Below are 20,313 nucleotides of genomic sequence, written 5' to 3'. Positions count from 1 at the left end.
GGGATGAATCGGGTTCGCCTTGATGTTCTTTTGACACAGCGCGGTCTTTGCGAGAGCAGGGAAAAAGCGCAACGTCTCATTCTTGGGGGAAAAGTTCGGGTGGAGGGATTTTCCGGAATCCTCAAGCCCTCAACCCTTGTTCCCGAAGATGCTCCTCTTGTGCTCCTTGAGCCACCAAAGTACGTGAGTCGAGGTGGGGAAAAGCTTGAGTGGGCACTCCGGGCATTTCAGATTGACCCTTCAGGTCTCACTTTTGCCGACATCGGAGCTTCTACCGGGGGTTTCACCGACTGTCTTTTGCAGCATGGAGCCGCAAAGGTCTATGCAATCGATGTAGGGCGAGGGCAACTCCACGAAAAACTCCGTGCTTCCCCTCAGGTTGTGCTCCTTGAAGGGTGCAACGCCCGTTACCTCACCCCTGAGGAGATTGGGGAACAGGTGGATGGGGTGACGGTGGATGTATCCTTCATCTCCCTGAGACTCCTCTGGGAGGCTATAGCTTCCATTTTGAAGGATCAGGGAATGGTTATTGCCCTTGTGAAGCCCCAGTTTGAGGCGGGAAGAGGAAAGGTCAAAAGGGGAGTCGTAAAAGACCCAGAGACCCACAGGGAGGTTCTCGAGACGGTTCTTGGCGTTGCCGAAGAAAAGGGGCTTGGGCTTTGTTCTCTGACCTTTTCTCCTCTTCTTGGTCCCCGGGGGAATATTGAATTCTTCGCGCACCTTCGAAAAGGGAAACCGTCCTTAACGGGGGTAGAAAAAAGCAGTATAATACTAAAAGTGGTGCAGAGCGCGCATGAATTTTTCGGTGTTTGAGGTTGCTGTTCTCCTTGCATTTTTTGTTGCGGTTGTCGTCTGGGGCACGCTGCGTATCGAAGCTTGGAGGCGGAGGCGGGTTCTGCGACGTTCCCTGCAGCGGGCCCGGACACTTGAGAGAAGAGCCGTTCACTTTCTTGAAGAGAAAGGCTTTCGCTGCGTGGGAGAGCAGGTTGAGAAGGAGGCCTTCTTCCTGGTCGATGGGCGGAGGGTTCCCTTTCGGGTCCGGATTGATTACCTCCTCGAGCGAGAAGGGAAAAAGTATGTTGCCGAAGTCAAAACAGGAAAGCAGGCAGAGACTCCTGAAAATCCCTCCGTACGGAGACAACTCCTTGAGTACGCGCTCCTTTTTGCTCCCTGCTCGGTGCTCTTTGTGGACGGGGAAGGGGGAAAGGTGCATGAGGTGTCCTTTCCCTGGGTCTTTTCGCCCTTGAAAAGGATGCGATGGATGTGGGCAGTATTTTTCCTGGGGGGATTTCTCATAGGACGATGGGGCAAGTGGACGTAAACAGTGTCCATGTGTTCGTGCGAAGGAAAGACAGTTTCGTCATTGATAACGCCTGGAAGTTCATTAGACTCCTCGAGAAACGGGGCATTAATGCCCTTTTGGTAAGGGAAGGGGAAGGGGAAATTCTCCCTCCCGATCTCGTCCTCGTTGTGGGAGGGGATGGAACGTTCCTTGCGGCGTGTCATCTGTACGCCCCTTTTGGGGTTCCCCTTCTTGGGGTGGATCTCGGAGGCCTTGGATTCCTTGCAGAAGTAAGTGTAGAGGAAATGGACAAAGCTGCGGAGCAGATTGCTTCGGGAGCTTTTACCATTGAAGAGCGAATGATGCTTCACTGTCGTGTTACCCATGGAGATGGCCAGGAAGAAGAGGACTTTGCCCTTAACGATGTCGTTATCTACCGTGGTCCCTTTGCCCAGATGATTCGTCTTTCCACGTATATCGACGGAGAGTTTCTGGCCTCTTTTCCAGCTGATGGACTCATCGTTGCCTCCCCCACGGGCTCAAGTGCGTATTCCCTCTCGGCTGGTGGACCAGTGGTATTCCCGGGTCTTGAGCTTTTCATCGTCACACCGATTTGTGCTCATACGCTGTACGCCAGATCTATTGTGGTTCCACCCTCTTCCTGCATCCGTGTGGTTCTTGAATCCCTTAAGGAGGGGACGATGGTGACGCTTGATGGGCAGAGAGGATATGCCCTCAAAAGGGGAGAGTACATTACTGTGTACCGGTCGCCATTTTCTGCGAGGTTCGCCCATCTCTCTCCAGGGCGACCCTTCTACGCCCTTTTGCGGAATAAGCTTTCCTGGGGCATGGATATTCGGAAGCGAGTGGAGCAGGAATGCTGAGGACCTTGGTCATTCGTGATTTTATCCTTGTGGAGTACCAGGAGATAACCTTTGCCCCGGGGCTCAATGTCATCACGGGGGAAACCGGCACCGGAAAATCGCTCCTTGTCAATGCCCTTTCTCTCCTTTTGGGAGCCCGGGCAAGGGAGGAATGGGTTCGTCCGGGAAGCTCAAAGGCAGCTGTAGAAGGCTGTTTCTCTTTGGAAAGCGCCGAAGAGGCGAGACGTAGAATTGAGGAACTCGGTATCCCTCTTGAGACCGGGAATTTTGTGGTTCTCTCCCGGGAGTTTACCTGTGAGGGAAAGAGCCGAGCCCGAATCAACGGGAGACCTGTTCCCCTTGGGATTCTCCGAGATGTGGCCTCAAGTCTTGTGGATATCTGTGGACAGAGGGAGCACACTTCTTTTTTGAGCCCCTCTAACATGCTCCGGGTGCTCGATTTCTTCCTTTCGGAGGAGGGGAAAAAGGTCAAAAAGGAGTATGAGACTCGCTTTGAGGAAAGAAGGCTTCTTGAAAGGGAGCTTGCTCTCCTTGAAAAAGGCCAGGAGAAAGAACTTGCGGATATTGAAGAGGCTCTTGAAGAAGTTGGTCGCTTAGGGTTCACGCCGGAGGGAATTCTTGCCCTTGAAGAGGAATTTGGGCGGATTTCCCAGGCCCAGAAATACCTTGAAGCTGCAAGGGTTTTTTCAGAAAACGTCCTGGGAGAGGGAGGAATACTCAGGAAGCTCTCCCACATTCGCGCTCTCTTTCAGGACCTCTCCCCGGAAGTTCAAGAAATCCTGGAGCGGGTAAAGGTTGAACTTGAAGAGGCACTACGTTGTGTGCAGACTATGGAAGAGGCTTTTTCCTTCTCTCCGGAGAGAGTGGAGGTAGTGGAACAAGCGATAGCTGAAATTGAGCGTTTGAAGAGGAAGTATCGTTTCTTTACGACCACTGAGTTTGTGAAGTTTTTAGAGGGTCTTGAGGCGAGGAAAAGAGTTCTTGAGGAGGAACTCCATCGGAAGAGGAAATTAGAGGAGCGTATAGAGCTTTTGATGCGGGAACTTCTTCTCCTTGGGGGAGAACTTTCTGCGGAACGGCGCCGCGCCTTTGAGGTCCTGAAAGAAAGGCTCATGGAGGAGTTGAAAACCCTTGCCTTGCCGAATGCTACTTTGGAAATCCTTCTCCAGAGAAGGGATTCTCCTCACCCCGAGGGGATTGACGAGGTAGAGCTTTGCGTTTCCCTAAATCCTGGAGTACGTCCCCTTCCGGTTCTCGGTGTGGCCTCGGGAGGAGAACTCTCCCGAATTATTCTCGCTCTCAAGAGTATTGCCTCTGCTTTTTGGGGAACTCCGGTGCTTGTGTTTGATGAAATTGACCAGGGTATTGGAGGCGTTACGGCCTTCGGGGTTGGGGATAAGCTGAAAAAGCTCGCAAGGGCGCACCAGGTCCTGTGTATCACCCATCTGCCGCAGATTGCAAGCTTTGCTGACCATCACCTGAAAGTGGAGAAGTTCTATACTCAGGACCGGGCATGGGTTGAGGTGACACCCCTTTCCTCCCGGGAAGCTCGCCTTGAGGAAATTGCTCGCATGATGGGCGACGAAGGTAGAAGAGCCCCAAGCCTTGAGTATGCCGAAATCCTTATGAGGAGAGCCCAGAGTGGAACTCTTGAAGTCGAGCAGAGTTCTTGAGGAAATTGTGGCAGAAGGCGAAGTTTTTGTTTTTTCTGGCCCAGGAGGCACAGGAAAAAGCGAGGTCGCGGCAAATTTCTGTGTTTTCCTTGAAAAGAGAGGCATCCCCTGTGCCCTTCTGGACCTTGATTTTTCGAAGGGGGACTTTACCCTGCGGAGTCCACGATTTGGCATCTCTCATCTCCTTTTCCCCCACAAAGGGAAGGCCTCTTACACAGAAACACCTCTTTTTACAAAAGACCTTGTTGACCTCTTCTCCCAGGTGGGGAATGGACTACGTCTTGTGGTGGATCTTGGAAGAGATGAGAAGGGTTTGCGCCTCTTTCGGAGTCTGAAGCCCTTCTGGGAGAAAGGGAATACCCATGTGACTCTTGTTGTGAATTTCGCGCGGCCTTTCTTTGAGGAAATTGCAAGTTACGTCAGCTTTGTGGAAGACATGAAAAGGCGCTACGGTATTTCCTTTGCCTCCCTTGTTGCTAACACGCACCTTATGCGGGAAACGGATTCTTCTCTTCTCAGGGAAGGGTGGCAAAGGACGAAATCTCTTGGAGAGATTCTTCGGCTTCCCATCTTTTTTGCCAGCCTCTGGGAAGAGAAAAAGGATTGTTACCGCTCTATAGAATGGGAGGAAAGTGCGGTCTTTGCCATTTCCCGCTTCCTCATGATTCCATGGGGAGAGGAGGATTGATCCGGTGACCCCGTCAAGAGTCATCATCAATCGGGAGTTCTGCAAGGGTTGTGCGCTCTGCACGTATGCCTGTCCGAAAGGGATTCTCGTGATTTCCCGTGATTTCAACTCCCGTGGGTACTACCCCGTAACCGTTCAGGATCCGGAGAAATGTATTGGTTGCGGCTTCTGTGCCCAGGTCTGCCCGGACGTGGCCATTGCCGTGTACAGGGAGTGAGTCTCATGGAGAAGAAAATCCTTATGCGGGGGAATGAAGCAGTAGCTGAGGCGGCAGTTCGAGCAGGATGCCGCCTGTACTTTGGGTATCCTATAACTCCTCAAAATGAAATCAGTGAGTACCTCTCTTTTCGCCTTCCTCAGGTTGGGGGTGTTTTCCTGCAGGCCGAAAGCGAAGTCGCCGCAATCCACATGGTGTACGGAGCAGCTGCCACAGGCGCGCGGGTGATGACTTCTTCCTCAGGTCCTGGTATCAGCCTTATGCAGGAGGGCCTTTCCTGCATTGCTGCAGCAGAACTTCCCTGCGTTGTGGTGAATATGAGCCGGGGAGGTCCAGGGGTTGGGAACATTCAGCCGGCGCAGAGCGATTACTTCCAGGCGGTCAAAGGAGGCGGCCACGGAGATTACCGGCTCATCGTTCTTGCGCCTTCCACGGTGCAGGAGCTTGTGGATCTTACCTACCGGGCCTTTTACCTTGCTGATAAGTATCGCAATCCCGTAGAGATTCTCGGGGATGGAATGCTTGGACAGATGATGGAGCCGGTTGTGTTCAGGGAACCTGAATTTCCTCCTCTTCCTCCCAAGGATTGGGCCGTACGGGGAAAGGGAGATGGTCCTCGGAAATGGATTGTGTGCCTGGATCTCGATCCAAAAGGTCTTGAGGAGCTGAACCTGAGGCTGCAGAAGAAGTACCGCAAGCTCGAGGAAGAGGATGTTGATTACGCTACCTTTGGAAATCCGGAACCCGAGGTTCTTCTTGTGGGCTTTGGAACGGTAGGACGCATCTTGAGAAGCGTTGTTCGAGAGGGAGAGAAAAGAGGTTTGAAGCTTGCGCTCTTTCGGCCAATTACCCTCTTCCCCTTCCCGAAGAGGGCACTTCAGGAATGGGCCCGGAAAGCACGGGCAGTTCTTGTGGTGGAGATGAACCTTGGGCAGATGCTTGAGGATGTGGAACTTGCCGTGCAGGGAGAAGTTCCTGTGTTCTTCCTTGGACATACCGGCGGCGTGATTCCTACCGTTGAGGAGATTCTCGAGTACGTTTGCCGCCTCCTGAGGAAGGGGGTGCGGGTATGAAGGTGGTTTTTGAGCGGCCGAAGACACTCCTTGAAAAGCCCTTTACGTACTGTCCTGGGTGCCACCACGGGCTTGCGCAAAGGCTCATTGCCGAAGTTATTGATGAGCTCGGCATTGCTGACCGCACCATTGGGGTGGGACCCATAGGGTGTTCCGTGTACATCTACGAGTTCATCGACGTGGATTTTGTCGTGGGAGCTCATGGAAGGGCTCCGGCAATCGCCACGGGAATCAAAAGAGCCCTTCCTGACCGGGTGGTTTTTTCCTACCAGGGCGATGGGGATATTGCTGCCATTGGGACTGCAGAGATTATCCATGTGGCCAACCGAGGGGAGCTCATCACCGCTTTCTTTGTGAACAACGCCGTCTTTGGCATGACAGGCGGACAGATGGCTCCCACGACGCTTGTGGGGCAAAAGACCAAAACCACGCCTCTTGGAAGGAAACCGGAGGTCCATGGTTTTCCCTTCCGCCTTGGGGAATGCCTGAGTGTTGCCGAAGGCAGTGCGTACATTGCTCGGGTAGCCCTTACCCGTCCCCAGTTCATCCGTCAGGCCAAGGAGTGCATTCGCAGGGCTTTTCTCACCCAGATAGAGAAAAAGGGGTTTTCTCTTGTGGAAATCCTTTCCCCCTGTCCGACAAACTGGGGGATGAGCCCAAAAGAAGCGGTGGATTGGCTTGAACAGCACATGATTCCCTATTTCCCCCTTGGAGAGCTCAAGGTAAAGGAGTGCCTGCCCCATGAAGCACTATGAAATTCTCATTGCCGGTTTTGGGGGGCAGGGGATTCTCTTTCTGGGAAGGGCTTTAGCCATAGCAGGAATGCTCGAAGGGTACGAGGTGAGCTGGTACCCATCCTATGGACCAGAGATGCGGGGAGGAACGGCAAACTGTACCGTGATTATCTCTGAGGAGGAAATTGGCGCTACCATTTCCGATCATCCCGATATCTGCATTGCCATGAATGAACCTTCTTTCCATCGCTTTACTCCCTCTGTTCGTCCCGGAGGGCTTCTGGTGGTGAACGCTTCGCTCGTTAAGGCGCGTTGCCCTCGAGAGGATCTCGAAGTACTCTCTGTCCCGGCGAATGACTTAGCCAGAATTCACCTTGACGGCGCAGAAGTTACGAACACCATTGTCCTTGGAGCTCTCCTTGCCAAGTGCCCCGTGGTGCAGAGAGAAAGCGCAGAGCAGGCCCTTGCTGAGGTCTTGCGGGGGAAGCGGGAAAGCCTTTACACCCTGAACCTTAAGGCTTTTGAAATTGGATGGGAATTCGTGAAGGGGGAATGGGACCTATGCTCGTCCGGGACAGAATGACTCGGGAGGTTGTTACCATTCCCAGTTCGACCACCATTCTCGAGGCTCAGAAGATTATGCGGGAGAGCAGGGTACGGAGGCTTCCGGTGGTCGATGGTGGGAGGCTTGTGGGAATTGTCACCTACAACGATCTTCTCGAGGCTTCGCCTTCGAAGGCAACGACCCTGAGTCGTTTTGAGCTCACCTACCTTTTGAGCAAGATGACTGTGGCCGAAATCATGACCCGGAATGTCATCACCGTGTCCCCTGACGTTCCGATTGAGGAGGCGGCGCTCATCATGCAAAGGAACCAGATTGGGGGATTGCCGGTACTGGAAGGGGAGAGAGTTGCGGGCATCATCACGGAATCGGACATTTTCGAGGTTTTCGTTGAAACCCTTGGTGTCCAGGAGGGGGGAACACGGATTACCCTTGAGCTTCCTCAAAGACCCGGTGCGCTTCACGAGGTAACCGGTATCATCAAAGAACATGGATTGAACATCCTGAGTCTTGCCACTTTCTACGAGGAAGGTAAACCCGAGTACCGCTACGTTGTTCTGCGCCTCAACACCCTCAATCCGGAGGGAGTTGTGACAGGGCTCAAGGAAAAAGGTGTTGCTGTGAAACACGTCTGGGTCACCCCTAAAGGAGAGAATGGTCGTGTTTTTCCCTTATGAAGGTAGCCGCATCAAGCTTTCAGAGCCAGAGGTTGAGAAGGAGGAAGTCCTCCTCAGCACGAGGGTCTTCCAGGTTGTCCGGAGGGTGTACCAGGGAGGAATAGAGCGCATTTTTGTCCGTCACCGGGGGGCGGTAACTATTGTGGCCACGACCCCTGAAAATAAGGTGCTCCTTATCAAGCAGTTCCGTGCCCCTCTTGGGGAGTGGCTCTGGGAAATTCCTGCAGGAACCCTCGAAGAGGGCGAGGATCCTCTCCTCTGTGCAAAACGAGAACTCGAGGAGGAGACGGGGTTCCACTCGGAGGAATGGTCGTACCTTTTCCCGGTTTGCCTTGCCCCGGGGTACAGCAGTGAGGTCATTCATTTTTTCCGGGCGAAGAATGCCCGTCCTGTTCAGGGGAACGCTCGTCTGGGGGACGAGGACGAGGTTATTTACTATCTGGAGGCTTCGAAGGGAGAAGTTCTCGATCTTCTAGGAAGAGGAGTCATCAAGGATGCCAAGACCATAATAGGCCTCCAGTACTGGCTTGGTGAAAAGATGTGAGGGTCTTCATTGCGCTCCTTGACGGCGTTGGAGCTGGTGCGCTGCCGGATGCCCATCTCTACGGGGATGAGGGAAGCCACACCTTGCGAAACACTGCTCAAGCAGTGGGTGGACTTTCTCTCCCTCACCTTGCCCGGCTTGGGCTTGGAATGATTGACGAGATTCCGGGAGTTCCCCCTTGTTCCACTCCTTTGGGTTGCTACGGTAAGATGCTCGAGCAGTCCCCGGGAAAGGACACCACAAGCGGCCACTGGGAGATAGCAGGGGTTATCCTCGATCGGCCTTTCCCCGTATACCCCCGGGGCTTCCCAAAGGAAGTGGTGGAGCGCATTGAAAAGACCATTGGACGGCCCATTCTTGGGAACAAACCGGCCTCAGGAACGGTCATCATTGAGGAGCTTGGAGTAGAGCACCTCCGTACCGGCTTTCCCATCGTGTACACTTCAGCGGATAGTGTTCTTCAGGTCGCAGCCCATGAGGAAATCATCCCTTTGCCGGAGCTCTACGCCATGTGCGAGAAGATTCGTGCCATTATGACGGGAGAACATGCTGTGGCCCGGGTTATTGCTCGCCCGTTCCGGGGAGAGCCGGGGTCGTTCTGGCGTACTCCGAACCGCCGGGATTTCTCCCTTCCTCCCCCTCGAGAAACGATTCTTGATGTTCTTTCCCGGTGTGGGAAAAAGGTCCTGGGCATCGGAAAAATATGGGATATCTTTGCAGGACATGGTGTTGGAGAGAGTATCCCTGCTAAGGGGAACAAAGAGGCTTTCTCTGCTCTCCAGGAAGCAACAGGAAGAGATGATGTTGCCCTTGTCTGGGCGAATTTCAACGACTTTGACACCCTCTATGGGCATCGTAACAATCCCCAGGGTTTTGCTCAGGCCCTTGAGGATTGGGACAGAGGACTTGGTGTTTTTCTTTCTCTTCTTCGAAGGGATGACGTCCTCATTGTGACAAGTGATCATGGTTGCGACCCCACAACACCAAGCACCGACCATTCCAGGGAATACGCCCTTCTTCTTGTGTTTTCCCCTTCCTTCCCTCAGGGGAAACCCTTGGAAGTGCGGAAGACCTTTGCCGATGTTGCAGCGACTCTTGCCGAACTTTTCGGAGTTGGTTGGCGTGGTCCGGGGGAAAGCTTTGCTACCTCTTTTGTATCCTGAGGAAATCCGCAGGCACCTTGAAGAGCTTGCATTTTCCACCGGAGAAAGGCCCCTTTGTGCTGTTGTTGCTGGCTCCGGGTGGGGTGGATATACCGAGGGAGAGACAAAAGGGTCGATTCCCTTTTCCGACCTCCATCCTTCACTCCGTACAGGTGTTTCTGGCCATCAGGGTGTTCTCCGCTTTACGCGTTTTCCTGAGGGGACTGTCCTCTTCATCGAAGGGCGCGTGCACCTCTACGAGGGGTATGGACTGCCCGAGGTCCTCCTTCCCCTCACCTTTGCGTATCTCCTTGGGGTGCGAATCGTTGTGCTCACGAATGCGGCGGGTAGCCTTTCTCCTTTTCTTCCTCCAGGAAGCCTTCTTGTTATTTCGGACCAGATTGACTGGACTTTCATTCCGGATTGTCTTTCTCGGGCACGGTTTGACGAAGGTCTGCAGGAGCTTGCCCTTTCCTGTGCGAGGTCCTGTGACCTTGAGGCAACCCGGGGTGTGTACGTAGGGGTTCTTGGACCGTCCTTTGAGACAGCAGCAGAAATCCGAATGCTCGGATACCTTGGAGGACACGCAGTAGGGATGTCCACCGTAAAGGAGGCAAAGTGGGCTACAGGACTTGGCATGAAGGTTCTTGGGCTTTCCCTTGTAACGAATTGGGGAACCGGCTTGTCTTCTTCTTCCCTTTCCCATGAGGAAGTTCTCTCCCTTGCGGAGCGTAAAAAACCGATTCTCCATACATTTCTTAGTCGTCTTATCAAGGAGATTCTCCATGAAAATCGTTGTAAGTCATGAAGGTACGGACTTTGACGCTTTTGCGTCAATGTTTGCGGTAACCAAACTCTTTCCGGGGACACAGATTGTTCTCTGGGGAACAGTTAATCCGAACGTTCGGCACTTCCTCTCCCTGTACGGAACCTTCTTTTCCCACCTTACCGAGAAGGATGTGGACTGGAGTGCGGTCACCACTATCTACGTGGTGGATACGGTATACCTTGAGCGGTTGAGCAAGGCGGGGCATCTCATCAAAAGTGGCCGTGTGGATTTCTTCATCTTCGATCACCATCCGGTGGAAGAGAGTGAAATTCCACCGAACGCCTTCCTGCGGGTCTCTGGTGCCTGCACAACGATTCTCGTTGAAAGGATTCAGGAAGCCTCTATTCCTCTTTCTCCTATTGAGGCAACCCTTCTTCTTCTTGGCATCTATGAGGATACCGGATCCTTTACCTTTCCCACAACGACGGCAGAAGACCTCAAGGCTGCCTCTTTTCTCCTCTCCCAGGGAGCCCTGGTGAGCTACGTTCCCCGTTTCACCCGAGTGGTCCTCACGGAGCAACAAGAGCAAATCCTTAAGGATATGATGCGCTCGCTCACCGTGGAAGACATCAACGGGGTACCGGTGCATTTTTGTGTTCTCTCCTTTCCCGAATATGTCGAGGGAGTATCCCTCATCGTGCATCGACTTATGGAACTGGAGGACATTGAGGTATTTTTCGGAATCTTTGCTATGGAAAATAAGGTTCATGTCATTGCTCGGAGCCGCCTCAGCGAAGTTCGTCTCAATGAAATTCTTGGGAGTATTGGAGGAGGGGGGCATCAGAGCGCGGCTTCTGCGACGTTTCGTAACCGAAGTCCCGAAGAAGTACAGGAAGAGATTCGGTCCCTTTTGCGCCGTTCCGTTTCTCTGACCCGTGCGGTGGATATCATGTCTCATCCGGTAAGGACAGTGACCCCTGAAACCACAATGGAAGAAGCCTTTGCCCTCCTTGTACGTTTTGGCTTTTCAGGACTGCCGGTAGTGGATGGGGAGGGGAAAATTGTGGGACTCATTGCCCGGAGGGACGTGGAGAAGGCTGTGCACCATGGTCTCAAAAGGGCTCCGGTGCGTAGCTTCATGTCAACAGACCTTGTGGCCGTGGGACCAGAAGCATCCCTCGTGGAGGTCCGAAACCTTATGGTGGAAAAGGATGTGGGAAGGATTCCTGTGGTGAAGAATGGGAGAATCCTCGGCATCATCACCCGAAGCGATGTTCTCCGAGCCATGCACGAGAAAGAGAACCTCCTCATCCGCCGGATGTCCCGGGTCTCCCTTACAGAAAGGCTCTACCTCCACTTTGGGCCAGAGAACCTGAGCCTTCTTGAAACTGTAGCTGAAGTGGCAAGGCGCGCTGGGGTCAGAGCATACCTCGTGGGGGGAGTAGTTCGAGATATCATTCTTGGCGTTCCCAATGAGGACCTTGACATCGTGGTTGAAGGAAATGCCATCGCTTTTGCCCACCTTCTCAGGCAGCGCCTCGGGGGAAAGGTTGTTCCATATCCCCCCTTTGGGACAGCCATTCTCTTTTTGAAGGACGGAAAGAGGATTGACCTTGCTTCAGCCCGGCACGAATTCTACGCCTTCCCCGGTGCACCTCCCCAGGTGGAGTACGCAAACCTTCGGCGGGATCTCTTCCGGCGGGACTTTACGGTGAATGCTATGGCGATAAGCCTGCACCCTGAAGACTTTGGGGACCTCTTTGATTTCTTTGGGGGCTTGAAGGATCTGGAACGGGGGATCCTGCGGGTGCTTCATCCCTTGAGCTTTGTGGAGGACCCCGCCCGGGCAATTCGGGCCGTGCGTTTTGAGGGGAAGTACGGTTTCTCCATTGAACCTTTTACCATGAGCCTTCTCAAGCAGACAGTGCGGGAGAGCTTTCTTACCCGAATCAAACCTGACCGACTCAAGGAGGAACTCCAGCTCATTCTTGCTCTCCCCGACTTTCCCCGGTATCTTCTACGGATGTACCAGCTCGATATGTTCCCTTCAATTCTTCCCGGGTGCATCTGGAAGAAAGACTTTGAGAAAATCTACGAGCGGCTCCTTGCCCTTTTTTCTACTTACGATACCTCTTCAGGTGACCCATTGCTCTTGAAGCTTTCCCCCCTTTTTGGCTCTATGGATCCGAGGTACCTTGAGGATTTGCGAGTCCGGCTCTCCCTTTCCAAAAAGAGCGTCCAGAAGATCTCCCTGTTCCTGCGAGAGAGGGAACGGGTGGTGCAAGAGCTTCGCCGTGAATCCCTGAAGAATTCAGAAGTCTACTCCCTCTGCTCTTCGTTGCCCTTTGAATTCCTCCTCCTTCTCGTTGCAGAGTACTCTGGTAGTGTAGTGGCAGAAAGGGTCGAGAGGTACCTCAAGGAGTGGAGGATGGCCAAACCTCTCCTTGATGGCCGTTCACTTCAGGCCCTTGGCGTTCCCGAGGGCCCAATATGTGGTAGAATTCTCCAGGAGCTTCTTCTTGCTCAGATTGATGGGGAAATCCGCACTCCTGAGGAGGGAGAAAGATTCGTACGTTGTTTTCTGGAGAGGATGAGGAATGGAGAGAGAGCGAATTTTTAGTGGCATGCGTCCAACAGGAAAAATGCATATCGGCCATTACCTTGGAGTCTTGCGGAACTGGATTGAGTTGCAAAACGAGTACTCCTGCATTTTTGGTGTGGCAGACTGGCATGCTTTGACAACGTCTTTTGAGAATACTGCGGAGCTTGAGAAGAACATCGTAGACATGGTCACCGACTGGCTCAGTGTGGGTGTAGATCCGGAGAAATGCCTCATTATGGTTCAATCCCTTGTACCAGAACATGCGGAACTCCATCTCCTCTTTTCCATGATCACCCCTGTGGGGTGGCTTGAACGTAACCCGGTTCTCAAGCAACAGTTGCAGGACATGGGTCTTAAGGAAGCGGTCGGGTATGGGCATCTCGGGTATCCGGTGCTCATGGCCTCGGATATTTTGATCTACAAGGCGACCAAAGTCCCCGTGGGAGAAGACCAGGTACCCCATATCGAAATCACCCGGGAGATCGCTCGAAGGTTCAACGCTCTGTACGGTCCGGTCTTTCCGGAACCCCAGGCCCTCTTGACCGAATCTCCCCGCATTCTCGGCATTGATGGGAGGAAAATGAGCAAAAGCCTGGGCAACCAGATTGACCTTTCCGCAAGCGCTGAGGAAGTGCAGCGGAAAGTCATGGCTATGTTCACCGATCCTGAGAAAATCCGAAAAGGTGACCCCGGACATCCCGAACGGTGCAACGTTTTTGCCTTTCACAGAACGGTTGGGAATCCAAGGAGCACAGAAATTGAGGAGGATTGCCGGAAAGGTTCCCTTGGGTGCGTTGCCTGTAAGAGGGAACTCGGGGGGCTTCTTGTGGAGTTTTTGAAGAACATTGCTCCCTATCGGGAAAGGTACGAGAAGAGTCCTGGATTCGTGCGAGAGATACTCATTGAAGGGAGCAGGAAGGCTCGTCGTCTCGCCCGAGAAACGCTTGAGGAAGCCCGACAAGCCATGCGTATCCACTATGGAGTTCCCCGGGAGTAGCAGGCACTGGGAGAATCGTCTCAAGGAGTGCACATCGTTTGCAAAGAAAGTAAGGGTTCTTGAGGAGCTTCTCCTCTTTCTCGAAGGGGAGCTCTTAAAGGTCTTAGAAGAGGAGAGCGAAGAAGGAGAAAGCCCCGAGGAAAAGGAGGAGGAGAAAGAGAGAGAGGATTTTCTCGAGGCTTTTGTGGAAGCCCTTGAAGCTCTCAGGAAGCGGGAGGAGAACGTTCTTAAAGCCCCCTTGTCCCGTAAAAAGCTTTTCAAAAAAGACGCAGAACCAGAGGTTGGAGATCTCAGTCTTCAGGACCTTGTTGAACTCTACTTCCAGTACCTTGGGGGGAGGGAAAAGGACTTTCTTCCCGATGCGGAGTTTGAGAGCCTTCTTGAGGAACGTCGAGAGTTCATCCTTTCTCTTTGTGCCAAGCATGCTCTTCTCCCGATGCAGAAGTTCTTCGAGGACTGCGAAACGAGAAAAACGGTTATCGCTACGTTCCTCATACTCTTAGACCTTGTTTTCAGGAATATCCTCTACCTGAAGCGGGGAGAAAATGGGGAGATCTTCCTTGGAAGACTTGAAGTTTCTCCGGAATCTCCTTGAGGGTTTTCTTTTTTCTTCCCCACATCCTGTGAGTTTAAGGGATATGGAACGGGTAACGGGTCGGGAACAGAAAGAAATCCTTGCCGTCCTTTCAGAGCTCCAGAAAATGTACGAGGAACGCGATGGAGCCCTGTGCATTCGGCGAATTGGCAGAGGATGGCAGATGGTTGTGAAACCTGAGTATGGGGAACTTCTCCGAGAGCGTCTCCGCCTCTCTTCAGGAAGAACAATTTCTCGTAGTGCCCTTGAGACGCTGGCCATTGTTTCTCTCTACCAGCCGGTGACGAAGGGTGATATTGATCTGAAAAGAGGGGTGGATTCGACCCAGGCAATCCGCAGCCTTCTTGAAATGGGTCTTATTACCGTTTGCGGCAGGAGTAGTGCTCCGGGTCGTCCTTTTCTCTACCGAGTAACCGAAAAGTTCTTCGAGATTCTCGGTCTTGAGGGCGAAGAAGAGCTTGAAAAGCTGAAGCGCCTTCTTGCGGAGAAGGGGTATGGAAAGGCTCAATAAGTTTCTTGCCCGTGCAGGGGTGGCTTCTCGGAGAAAATGTGACCAGCTCATTGCCGAAGGCAGGGTAACTGTGAACGGTGTTGTGGTCACGAATCCGGCTACTCGCGTCTCTGAAAACGACGTAATCCTCGTCGATAACGTTCCGGTTCGGCTTGAAAATCGCATGGTGTACATTGAGCTCCATAAGCCACCTGGGTATCTTACCACCCTGAGCGATCCTTATGGGAGAAAGACAATTGCAGAGCTCATCCGGGATGTGCCGTATCGGGTATTCCCTGTTGGACGCTTGGACCGCGACAGCGAAGGACTCCTTCTTTTGACCAATGACGGCTTTCTCACCTATGTCTTTACGCATCCTAAGTTTGGAGTTGAGAAGCGTTACCTCGTGTATGTTCAGGGAGAGGTGGAAGAGAGAGACCTCAAGCGGCTCAGGGAAGGCATCTTGCGGGGAGGAGAAACGTACCGCATAGTTTCCGGAGAGATACTCGACGTTTCCGGAGGTACGTCTCTTGTTGCTGTTGTGCTCACAGAGGGTAAAAAGCACGAAGTTCGGATTCTCTTTGATTCCATAGGTTTCCCGGTGGTGCGACTCATCCGGGTGGGTATGGGTCCTCTTGTTCTTGATCCAGAACTTCCTCCCGGGAAGTGGCGCTACCTCCGGAAAGATGAGGAAGAAAAACTTTTGAAGTATCTTGAAGAGAGGAGTCAAGGGTGAGCAGGGAAAGAGGACTTGTGGAGGTTTTCTTTGGCGATGGAAAAGGGAAAACTTCAGCAGCCCTGGGGGTACTCCTCAGAGCCTCTGGACACGGAAAGAAAGTGCTTTTCCTTGCCTTCTTCAAAGGAAGGTTTTCGGGAGAGATAGCAGCAGTGCAGTGTATCCCGGGGGTGGAGTACTACCAGTTCGGAACTGAAGATTTCGTATGTGGGGGCAAGCCGAGCCAGGAAAAAGTTCGAGAGTTCCTCTGTGGCTGGTACCTTGCTCGAGGAGCACTTCTTGATGGGGCTTATGACCTTGTCATTCTCGACGAGTTCCTGTACGCTTTTTCCTGGGGTCTTATCTCCTGGGAGGAATTCCACCTTGTCCTCTCCTCGAGAAAACCATGGGTGGAGGTTGTCCTTACAGGGAGAAAAGCGCCTGAGGAGCTCTTAGCCGCTGCGGATCTCGTTTCAGAGGTGAGAAATGTCCGCCACCCCCTTGAGCAGGGCATACCAGCACGGAAGGGGTTTGAGTACTAATGAAGATGGTTCGTGGCATTCGAGGAGCAACAACAGTAGAGCGTGATGAACAGGAAGAGGTCAAGCGCGCAAGTCTTGAGCTCTTTACTTCCATTCTTACCGCAAATGGCCTCTTCCCTGAGGACGTTGTGGGTATCTTCATCACGGCTACCCCAGACCTTACGTCGGTTTTTCCTGCTGAAGCTATTAGGGAACAGGAGCCCTTCCGGTACATCCCCATTCTCTGTGCCCAGGAGATGGATGTTCGGGGAGCTCTCAAGCGGTGTATCAGAATGCTCGTTCTTGCCTACACCTCGAAAGAGCCTCAGGAAATTCGGCATGTGTACCTTCGCGATGCCCGGATGCTGCGGCGAGATCTCGTTGAGGAGGGAAGAGAGAGGTGAAACGAGCCTTTGTTGCTCCGTTTCGGGGCCAGCTTCGAGGAAGCATTGCCTGCCCCCGGGATAAGTCCTTGAGCCATCGAGCAGCTTTCATTGGTGCCTTGAGCGAGGGAGAGACAACTGTTACGGGCTTTTCCTTCTGTCGGGATTGCTTGGCCACTCTTTCCTGCGTTCGCGCTCTGGGTGTTGAGGTTTATACATTTCCCGAAGAGGAGAAGGTAATCCTTCGAAGTGGGGGTTTCACCTCCCTCCGTGAGCCGGAGGATGTGCTCAATGCCGAAAACTCAGGGACAACCATCCGTCTTGCGGCGGGAATTGCGGCGGGAATCGAGGGATTGACAATCCTCACTGGGGATGCAAGCCTTCGCCGCCGGCCTATGCGTCGGATTATTGAACCACTGAGAAAAGCAGGAGTTGATATTGGAGGGAGAGGAGGGGATCGTTTTCCACCGCTTTTTGTTCGGGGCAAAAAACGCATTACTCCTTTCTCTTACTTCCTTGAGGTTCCAAGTGCCCAGGTGAAATCGGCACTCCTTTTCGCTGCCCTGTGGGGAGACGGACCTTCTACCATCTTCGAGCCCCTTCCGTCTCGGGATCACACCGAGAACATGCTCCGGCACGTTGGAGTACCGGTTCGCAAGGAGAACGGAGCAATCACCATCGAGCCTCCTCAGACGATTCGGGCTTCGTCTTTTGACCTTCCCGGAGACATTTCCTCTGCAGCCTTTCTCATGGTTCTTGCTCTCTGTCTTCCTGAAGCTTCTCTCCTCATTCAGGATGTGGGTCTGAACCCCACAAGAACAGGCTTTCTGCGGTGCCTTGATCGCATGGGTGGAAGGTACTCGATTCTCTCAAAGAGGGAGACTTTTGGAGAGCTTCGGGGAGATATCCTTGTCACCTCTTCAGAGCTCCAGGCGACCTCTGTAACTCCTGAGGAAATCCCTCTTCTGATTGATGAAATTCCCATTCTTGCTGTTCTTGCGGCGAAGGCTAAGGGAACGACAATCATTTCTGGAGCACAAGAGCTTCGGGTGAAGGAGAGTGACCGGATTCGAGCTATAGCCAGTGGACTTCTGGCTCTGGGGGTTAGAGTTGAAGAGAAAGAGGATGGGCTCATCATCCATGGTCCAAACGCCTTTCAGAGAGGAGTAGTACAGAGCTTTGGGGATCACCGAATTGCCATGAGTTTTACCATAGCTGGTCTTTTGAGCTCTGAAGGGATAGTTATCGAGGATGTCGACTGTGTGGATGTGAGTTACCCCACCTTTTTTGCTGACCTTGAAAGGCTTGGAATTACGACCATTACTTTCGAGGAGGTTTCCTGAAGACGGTGAAGCGGCACATTGCCATTGATGGTCCTGCAGGGGCGGGGAAAAGTACGGTGGCGAGACTCCTTGCAGAACGGCTCGGGTATCTGTACCTTGATACGGGTGCTCTGTACCGGACTGTGACGCTTTACCTTCTTGAAAGCGGTATACCTCTGAAAACCGCACAGGAAGAGGAAGTTTCTCGCCTTTTGGACTCGGTGTCTATTGATGTTGTTTCCTCCTGTGGGACGAAAGTGCTCTTAAACGGAAGAGATGTTTCCCTTGAGATTCGTACCCCCCTTGTCGATGCTTCTGTGTCTTATGTAGCGAGGATGCGGGTGGTTCGGGACTTTCTTCGGGAAGTGCAGCGAAGAATTGCCCTTTCTCGCCCCTCGGTGGTAGAGGGGCGAGATATTGGAACGGTTATTCTTCCAGAGGCGGATTTGAAGATCTTTCTCACCGCCCGAGCCGAAATTAGAGCAAAGCGGCGGTGGAAGGAGCTCCGCCTCCGGGGGAAGAATATTGACTACAAACTGGTTCTTAAAAATGTTCTGGAGAGGGACGCCATTGACTCTCAGAGGGAGTGTGCGCCTCTCAAAAGAGCAGAGGATGCTATACTTGTGGATACGTCGTTTCTAACCATCGAGGAAGTGGTGGGAAAAATTTACGCTCTTGTGGTGAATGAGGATGGCAAAGGTTCGTGTTGCTCCCTCTTTGGGTTTCTGTGAGGGAGTTCGACGGGCGTTCACCCTTGCTGAGAGAGCGCTGGAAGAAGAGAATTCCGTATTTCTTCTTGGGGAGCTCATTCACAACCGTGATGCTGTGGAGCTGCTCCTTGCAAAAGGGGCAAGAATCGCCCTCTCTCCCGAAGACATTCCGCAAGGGGCAACGGTTGTGACCCGCTCTCATGGGACGCCGAAGAGCCTCATGGAGGACCTCCTCAAGAGGAGCAAAAAAGTGGTGGACACAACCTGCCCAAAGGTGAAAAGGGTTCAGGTCCTTGCCCAGCAGCTTGAGGCAGAAGGGTATAGAATCGTCCTTTTTGGAGAGCGATCGCATCCTGAGGTACAGGCTCTCCTGAGTTACCTCAAAGGTGAGATTTCTGTTGTTTCCAGTGAAGCTGAGTGGCAGAGGGTGTTCGAGGGAGTTTCTCCTTTCCCTGTAGCGGTTCTTGCCCAGACAACCTTTCCGAGTGCCATTTTCAAAGAGTTTGAGGACTGGGTGGAGCGTGAAGCCCTTTCCTGGGTGCGCATTGTGCCAACCCTTTGTGGTGAAACGGAGGTACGACAGAGAGAACTTGAAAAGGCCATAGAGGAGAATCCTGAGGATGTGGTCATTGTGGTGGGGGGGAAGCACAGTGCCAATACGCGTTCACTTTTCCTTCTTGCCTCGAGAAAAGGAGCCCAGGTGTTCTGGGTGGAAAATAGAGGAGAACTCGAGTCGCTTTCCCTTCCCTCTGGAAAGTCGTTTTTTGTGGTGAGTGGAACATCAACGCCTGATTCTATAGTTGCAGAAGTCGTTGCGTATCTTCGGGAGCTCTAGAGGTGAGGACATGAGGGAAAATTTCCCTCTCTGCGTCCTTGTGGGAAGGGTAAACGTTGGGAAATCGACGCTCTTCAACCTCTTTTCCAAAGAGCGAGTGGCTATAGTCGATCCCACGCCGGGGGTCACGAGGGATTGGATTGAGCGGGTGGTCCCCATTAAAGGCATTTGGGTGCGCCTCGTGGATACCGGAGGGATATCTCTTGGGGACGGTGGAGAAATCCAAAAACACGTGGAGGAACGGGTTTGGAAAATCCTGGATGCTGCTCATCTTGTGCTCTTTGTGATTGATGGGCAAGAACCGTTGACCCAGGTGGAGTTTGAGATTGCCGCAAAACTTCGAAAGAAGAACCGTCCCTTCTTTCTCGTGGTCAACAAACGCGAAGGTCGCACTCATGAGCCTCTTCCTCCGGAGGTCCTTGCCCTGGGGGGAGAAAAAATTTTCCAGATTTCGGCAAAACATGGGGATGGCATTCCACGCCTCAAAGAGGCAATTTTCCGAGAACTCAAGGATTGGAAAAGCAGCGCACCACCCCAGGATGGTATCCCCATAGCCATTGTGGGGAAACCGAACGTAGGGAAGTCGACTCTTTTCAACAGCCTCCTTGGGGAGGAACGGGCTATTGTGAGCCCAACCCCCGGCACAACTCGCGATGCCATTGAGGCGCCTCTCCTGAGCGCTTATGGTCGTTACCGCCTTGTGGATACGGCGGGGTTACCCCGAAGGAAAAACATTAAGGATCGGGTGACGCTCTATGCGACCTTTCGAACAGTGGAGCGCATTGCCGATGCGGAACTCTGCATCCTTGTCGTTGATCCTTTCCAGGGAGTCACACGACAGGATAAAAAGATAGCGGGAGAGATTGCACAACACGAGAAGTGCTGCATTGTATTTGTG

Annotated in this window: 24 protein-coding genes; all 24 read left to right on the top strand. The window is 52.9% G+C overall.

Annotated features, from left to right (window positions below):
• The first annotated feature begins 3 nt into the window (after positions 1-3).
• On the top strand, positions 4-813 hold the full coding sequence (locus H5U36_00495) for a TlyA family RNA methyltransferase (GenBank protein MBC7216668.1): 810 nt from the start codon (positions 4-6) through the stop codon (positions 811-813).
• The gene (locus H5U36_00490; protein MBC7216667.1) at positions 794-1,321 is read left to right on the top strand and encodes a PD-(D/E)XK nuclease family protein; all 528 of its coding nucleotides are present in this window, start codon (positions 794-796) and stop codon (positions 1,319-1,321) included. Before H5U36_00495 ends, H5U36_00490 begins: the two co-directional genes overlap by 20 nt.
• Positions 1,312-2,166 (top strand): NAD(+)/NADH kinase, encoded by an 855-nt coding sequence (locus H5U36_00485; GenBank protein ID MBC7216666.1) that lies wholly within the window; start codon positions 1,312-1,314, stop codon positions 2,164-2,166. Before H5U36_00490 ends, H5U36_00485 begins: the two co-directional genes overlap by 10 nt.
• Positions 2,160-3,839, top strand: coding sequence for an AAA family ATPase (locus tag H5U36_00480; protein MBC7216665.1), 1,680 nt, complete (start codon positions 2,160-2,162; stop codon positions 3,837-3,839). Before H5U36_00485 ends, H5U36_00480 begins: the two co-directional genes overlap by 7 nt.
• Positions 3,817-4,527, top strand: coding sequence for a hypothetical protein (locus H5U36_00475; protein MBC7216664.1), 711 nt, complete (start codon positions 3,817-3,819; stop codon positions 4,525-4,527). The genes H5U36_00480 and H5U36_00475 overlap by 23 nt, the downstream gene beginning before the upstream one ends.
• 4 nt (positions 4,528-4,531) lie before the next feature.
• Positions 4,532-4,744, top strand: coding sequence for a 4Fe-4S binding protein (locus tag H5U36_00470; GenBank protein ID MBC7216663.1), 213 nt, complete (start codon positions 4,532-4,534; stop codon positions 4,742-4,744).
• 5 nt (positions 4,745-4,749) lie between these two features.
• Positions 4,750-5,817: a 3-methyl-2-oxobutanoate dehydrogenase subunit VorB gene (locus H5U36_00465; protein ID MBC7216662.1), complete on the top strand. Its 1,068-nt coding sequence runs from the start codon at positions 4,750-4,752 to the stop codon at positions 5,815-5,817.
• On the top strand, positions 5,814-6,572 hold the full coding sequence (locus tag H5U36_00460; GenBank protein ID MBC7216661.1) for a 2-oxoglutarate oxidoreductase: 759 nt from the start codon (positions 5,814-5,816) through the stop codon (positions 6,570-6,572). The genes H5U36_00465 and H5U36_00460 overlap by 4 nt, the downstream gene beginning before the upstream one ends.
• A complete protein-coding gene (locus tag H5U36_00455) occupies positions 6,559-7,134 on the top strand; it encodes a 2-oxoacid:acceptor oxidoreductase family protein (GenBank protein ID MBC7216660.1) in 576 nt (191 codons plus the stop codon). Before H5U36_00460 ends, H5U36_00455 begins: the two co-directional genes overlap by 14 nt.
• Positions 7,113-7,790, top strand: coding sequence for a CBS domain-containing protein (locus tag H5U36_00450; GenBank protein ID MBC7216659.1), 678 nt, complete (start codon positions 7,113-7,115; stop codon positions 7,788-7,790). Before H5U36_00455 ends, H5U36_00450 begins: the two co-directional genes overlap by 22 nt.
• On the top strand, positions 7,774-8,334 hold the full coding sequence (locus tag H5U36_00445) for an NUDIX hydrolase (protein MBC7216658.1): 561 nt from the start codon (positions 7,774-7,776) through the stop codon (positions 8,332-8,334). The genes H5U36_00450 and H5U36_00445 overlap by 17 nt, the downstream gene beginning before the upstream one ends.
• A gap of 8 nt (positions 8,335-8,342) precedes the next feature.
• A complete protein-coding gene (locus H5U36_00440) occupies positions 8,343-9,497 on the top strand; it encodes a phosphopentomutase (protein ID MBC7216657.1) in 1,155 nt (384 codons plus the stop codon).
• A complete protein-coding gene (locus tag H5U36_00435; GenBank protein MBC7216656.1) occupies positions 9,475-10,284 on the top strand; it encodes a purine-nucleoside phosphorylase in 810 nt (269 codons plus the stop codon). The genes H5U36_00440 and H5U36_00435 overlap by 23 nt, the downstream gene beginning before the upstream one ends.
• Complete coding sequence (locus H5U36_00430) at positions 10,262-12,865, top strand: CBS domain-containing protein (protein MBC7216655.1); 2,604 nt, start codon at positions 10,262-10,264, stop codon at positions 12,863-12,865. The genes H5U36_00435 and H5U36_00430 overlap by 23 nt, the downstream gene beginning before the upstream one ends.
• Positions 12,843-13,844 (top strand): tryptophan--tRNA ligase, encoded by a 1,002-nt coding sequence (trpS, locus tag H5U36_00425; protein ID MBC7216654.1) that lies wholly within the window; start codon positions 12,843-12,845, stop codon positions 13,842-13,844. Before H5U36_00430 ends, trpS begins: the two co-directional genes overlap by 23 nt.
• A complete protein-coding gene (locus H5U36_00420) occupies positions 13,825-14,439 on the top strand; it encodes a hypothetical protein (GenBank protein ID MBC7216653.1) in 615 nt (204 codons plus the stop codon). Before trpS ends, H5U36_00420 begins: the two co-directional genes overlap by 20 nt.
• Entirely contained in the window at positions 14,390-14,950 is a 561-nt protein-coding gene (scpB, locus tag H5U36_00415; GenBank protein ID MBC7216652.1) for an SMC-Scp complex subunit ScpB, read from the top strand. The genes H5U36_00420 and scpB overlap by 50 nt, the downstream gene beginning before the upstream one ends.
• Positions 14,934-15,665, top strand: a complete 732-nt coding sequence (locus H5U36_00410) for an rRNA pseudouridine synthase (GenBank protein ID MBC7216651.1) — start codon at positions 14,934-14,936, stop codon at positions 15,663-15,665. Before scpB ends, H5U36_00410 begins: the two co-directional genes overlap by 17 nt.
• Positions 15,662-16,186, top strand: coding sequence for a cob(I)yrinic acid a,c-diamide adenosyltransferase (locus tag H5U36_00405; protein MBC7216650.1), 525 nt, complete (start codon positions 15,662-15,664; stop codon positions 16,184-16,186). The genes H5U36_00410 and H5U36_00405 overlap by 4 nt, the downstream gene beginning before the upstream one ends.
• Positions 16,186-16,569, top strand: coding sequence for a chorismate mutase (aroH, locus tag H5U36_00400; GenBank protein MBC7216649.1), 384 nt, complete (start codon positions 16,186-16,188; stop codon positions 16,567-16,569). Before H5U36_00405 ends, aroH begins: the two co-directional genes overlap by 1 nt.
• Complete coding sequence (gene aroA / locus H5U36_00395; protein MBC7216648.1) at positions 16,566-17,891, top strand: 3-phosphoshikimate 1-carboxyvinyltransferase; 1,326 nt, start codon at positions 16,566-16,568, stop codon at positions 17,889-17,891. The genes aroH and aroA overlap by 4 nt, the downstream gene beginning before the upstream one ends.
• A gap of 5 nt (positions 17,892-17,896) precedes the next feature.
• Positions 17,897-18,601, top strand: a complete 705-nt coding sequence (locus H5U36_00390) for a (d)CMP kinase (protein ID MBC7216647.1) — start codon at positions 17,897-17,899, stop codon at positions 18,599-18,601.
• The gene (gene ispH / locus H5U36_00385) at positions 18,561-19,415 is read left to right on the top strand and encodes a 4-hydroxy-3-methylbut-2-enyl diphosphate reductase (GenBank protein ID MBC7216646.1); all 855 of its coding nucleotides are present in this window, start codon (positions 18,561-18,563) and stop codon (positions 19,413-19,415) included. The genes H5U36_00390 and ispH overlap by 41 nt, the downstream gene beginning before the upstream one ends.
• Positions 19,416-19,425: 10 nt before the next feature.
• On the top strand, positions 19,426-20,313 hold an 888-nt coding region (der, locus tag H5U36_00380), incomplete at its 3' end, for a ribosome biogenesis GTPase Der (protein MBC7216645.1).

The sequence above is a fragment of the Candidatus Caldatribacterium sp. genome (assembly GCA_014359405.1).
Lineage (GTDB): Bacteria > Atribacterota > Atribacteria > Atribacterales > Caldatribacteriaceae > Caldatribacterium > Caldatribacterium oleiphilum.
This window is presented reverse-complemented; position numbering and strand designations above follow the sequence as displayed.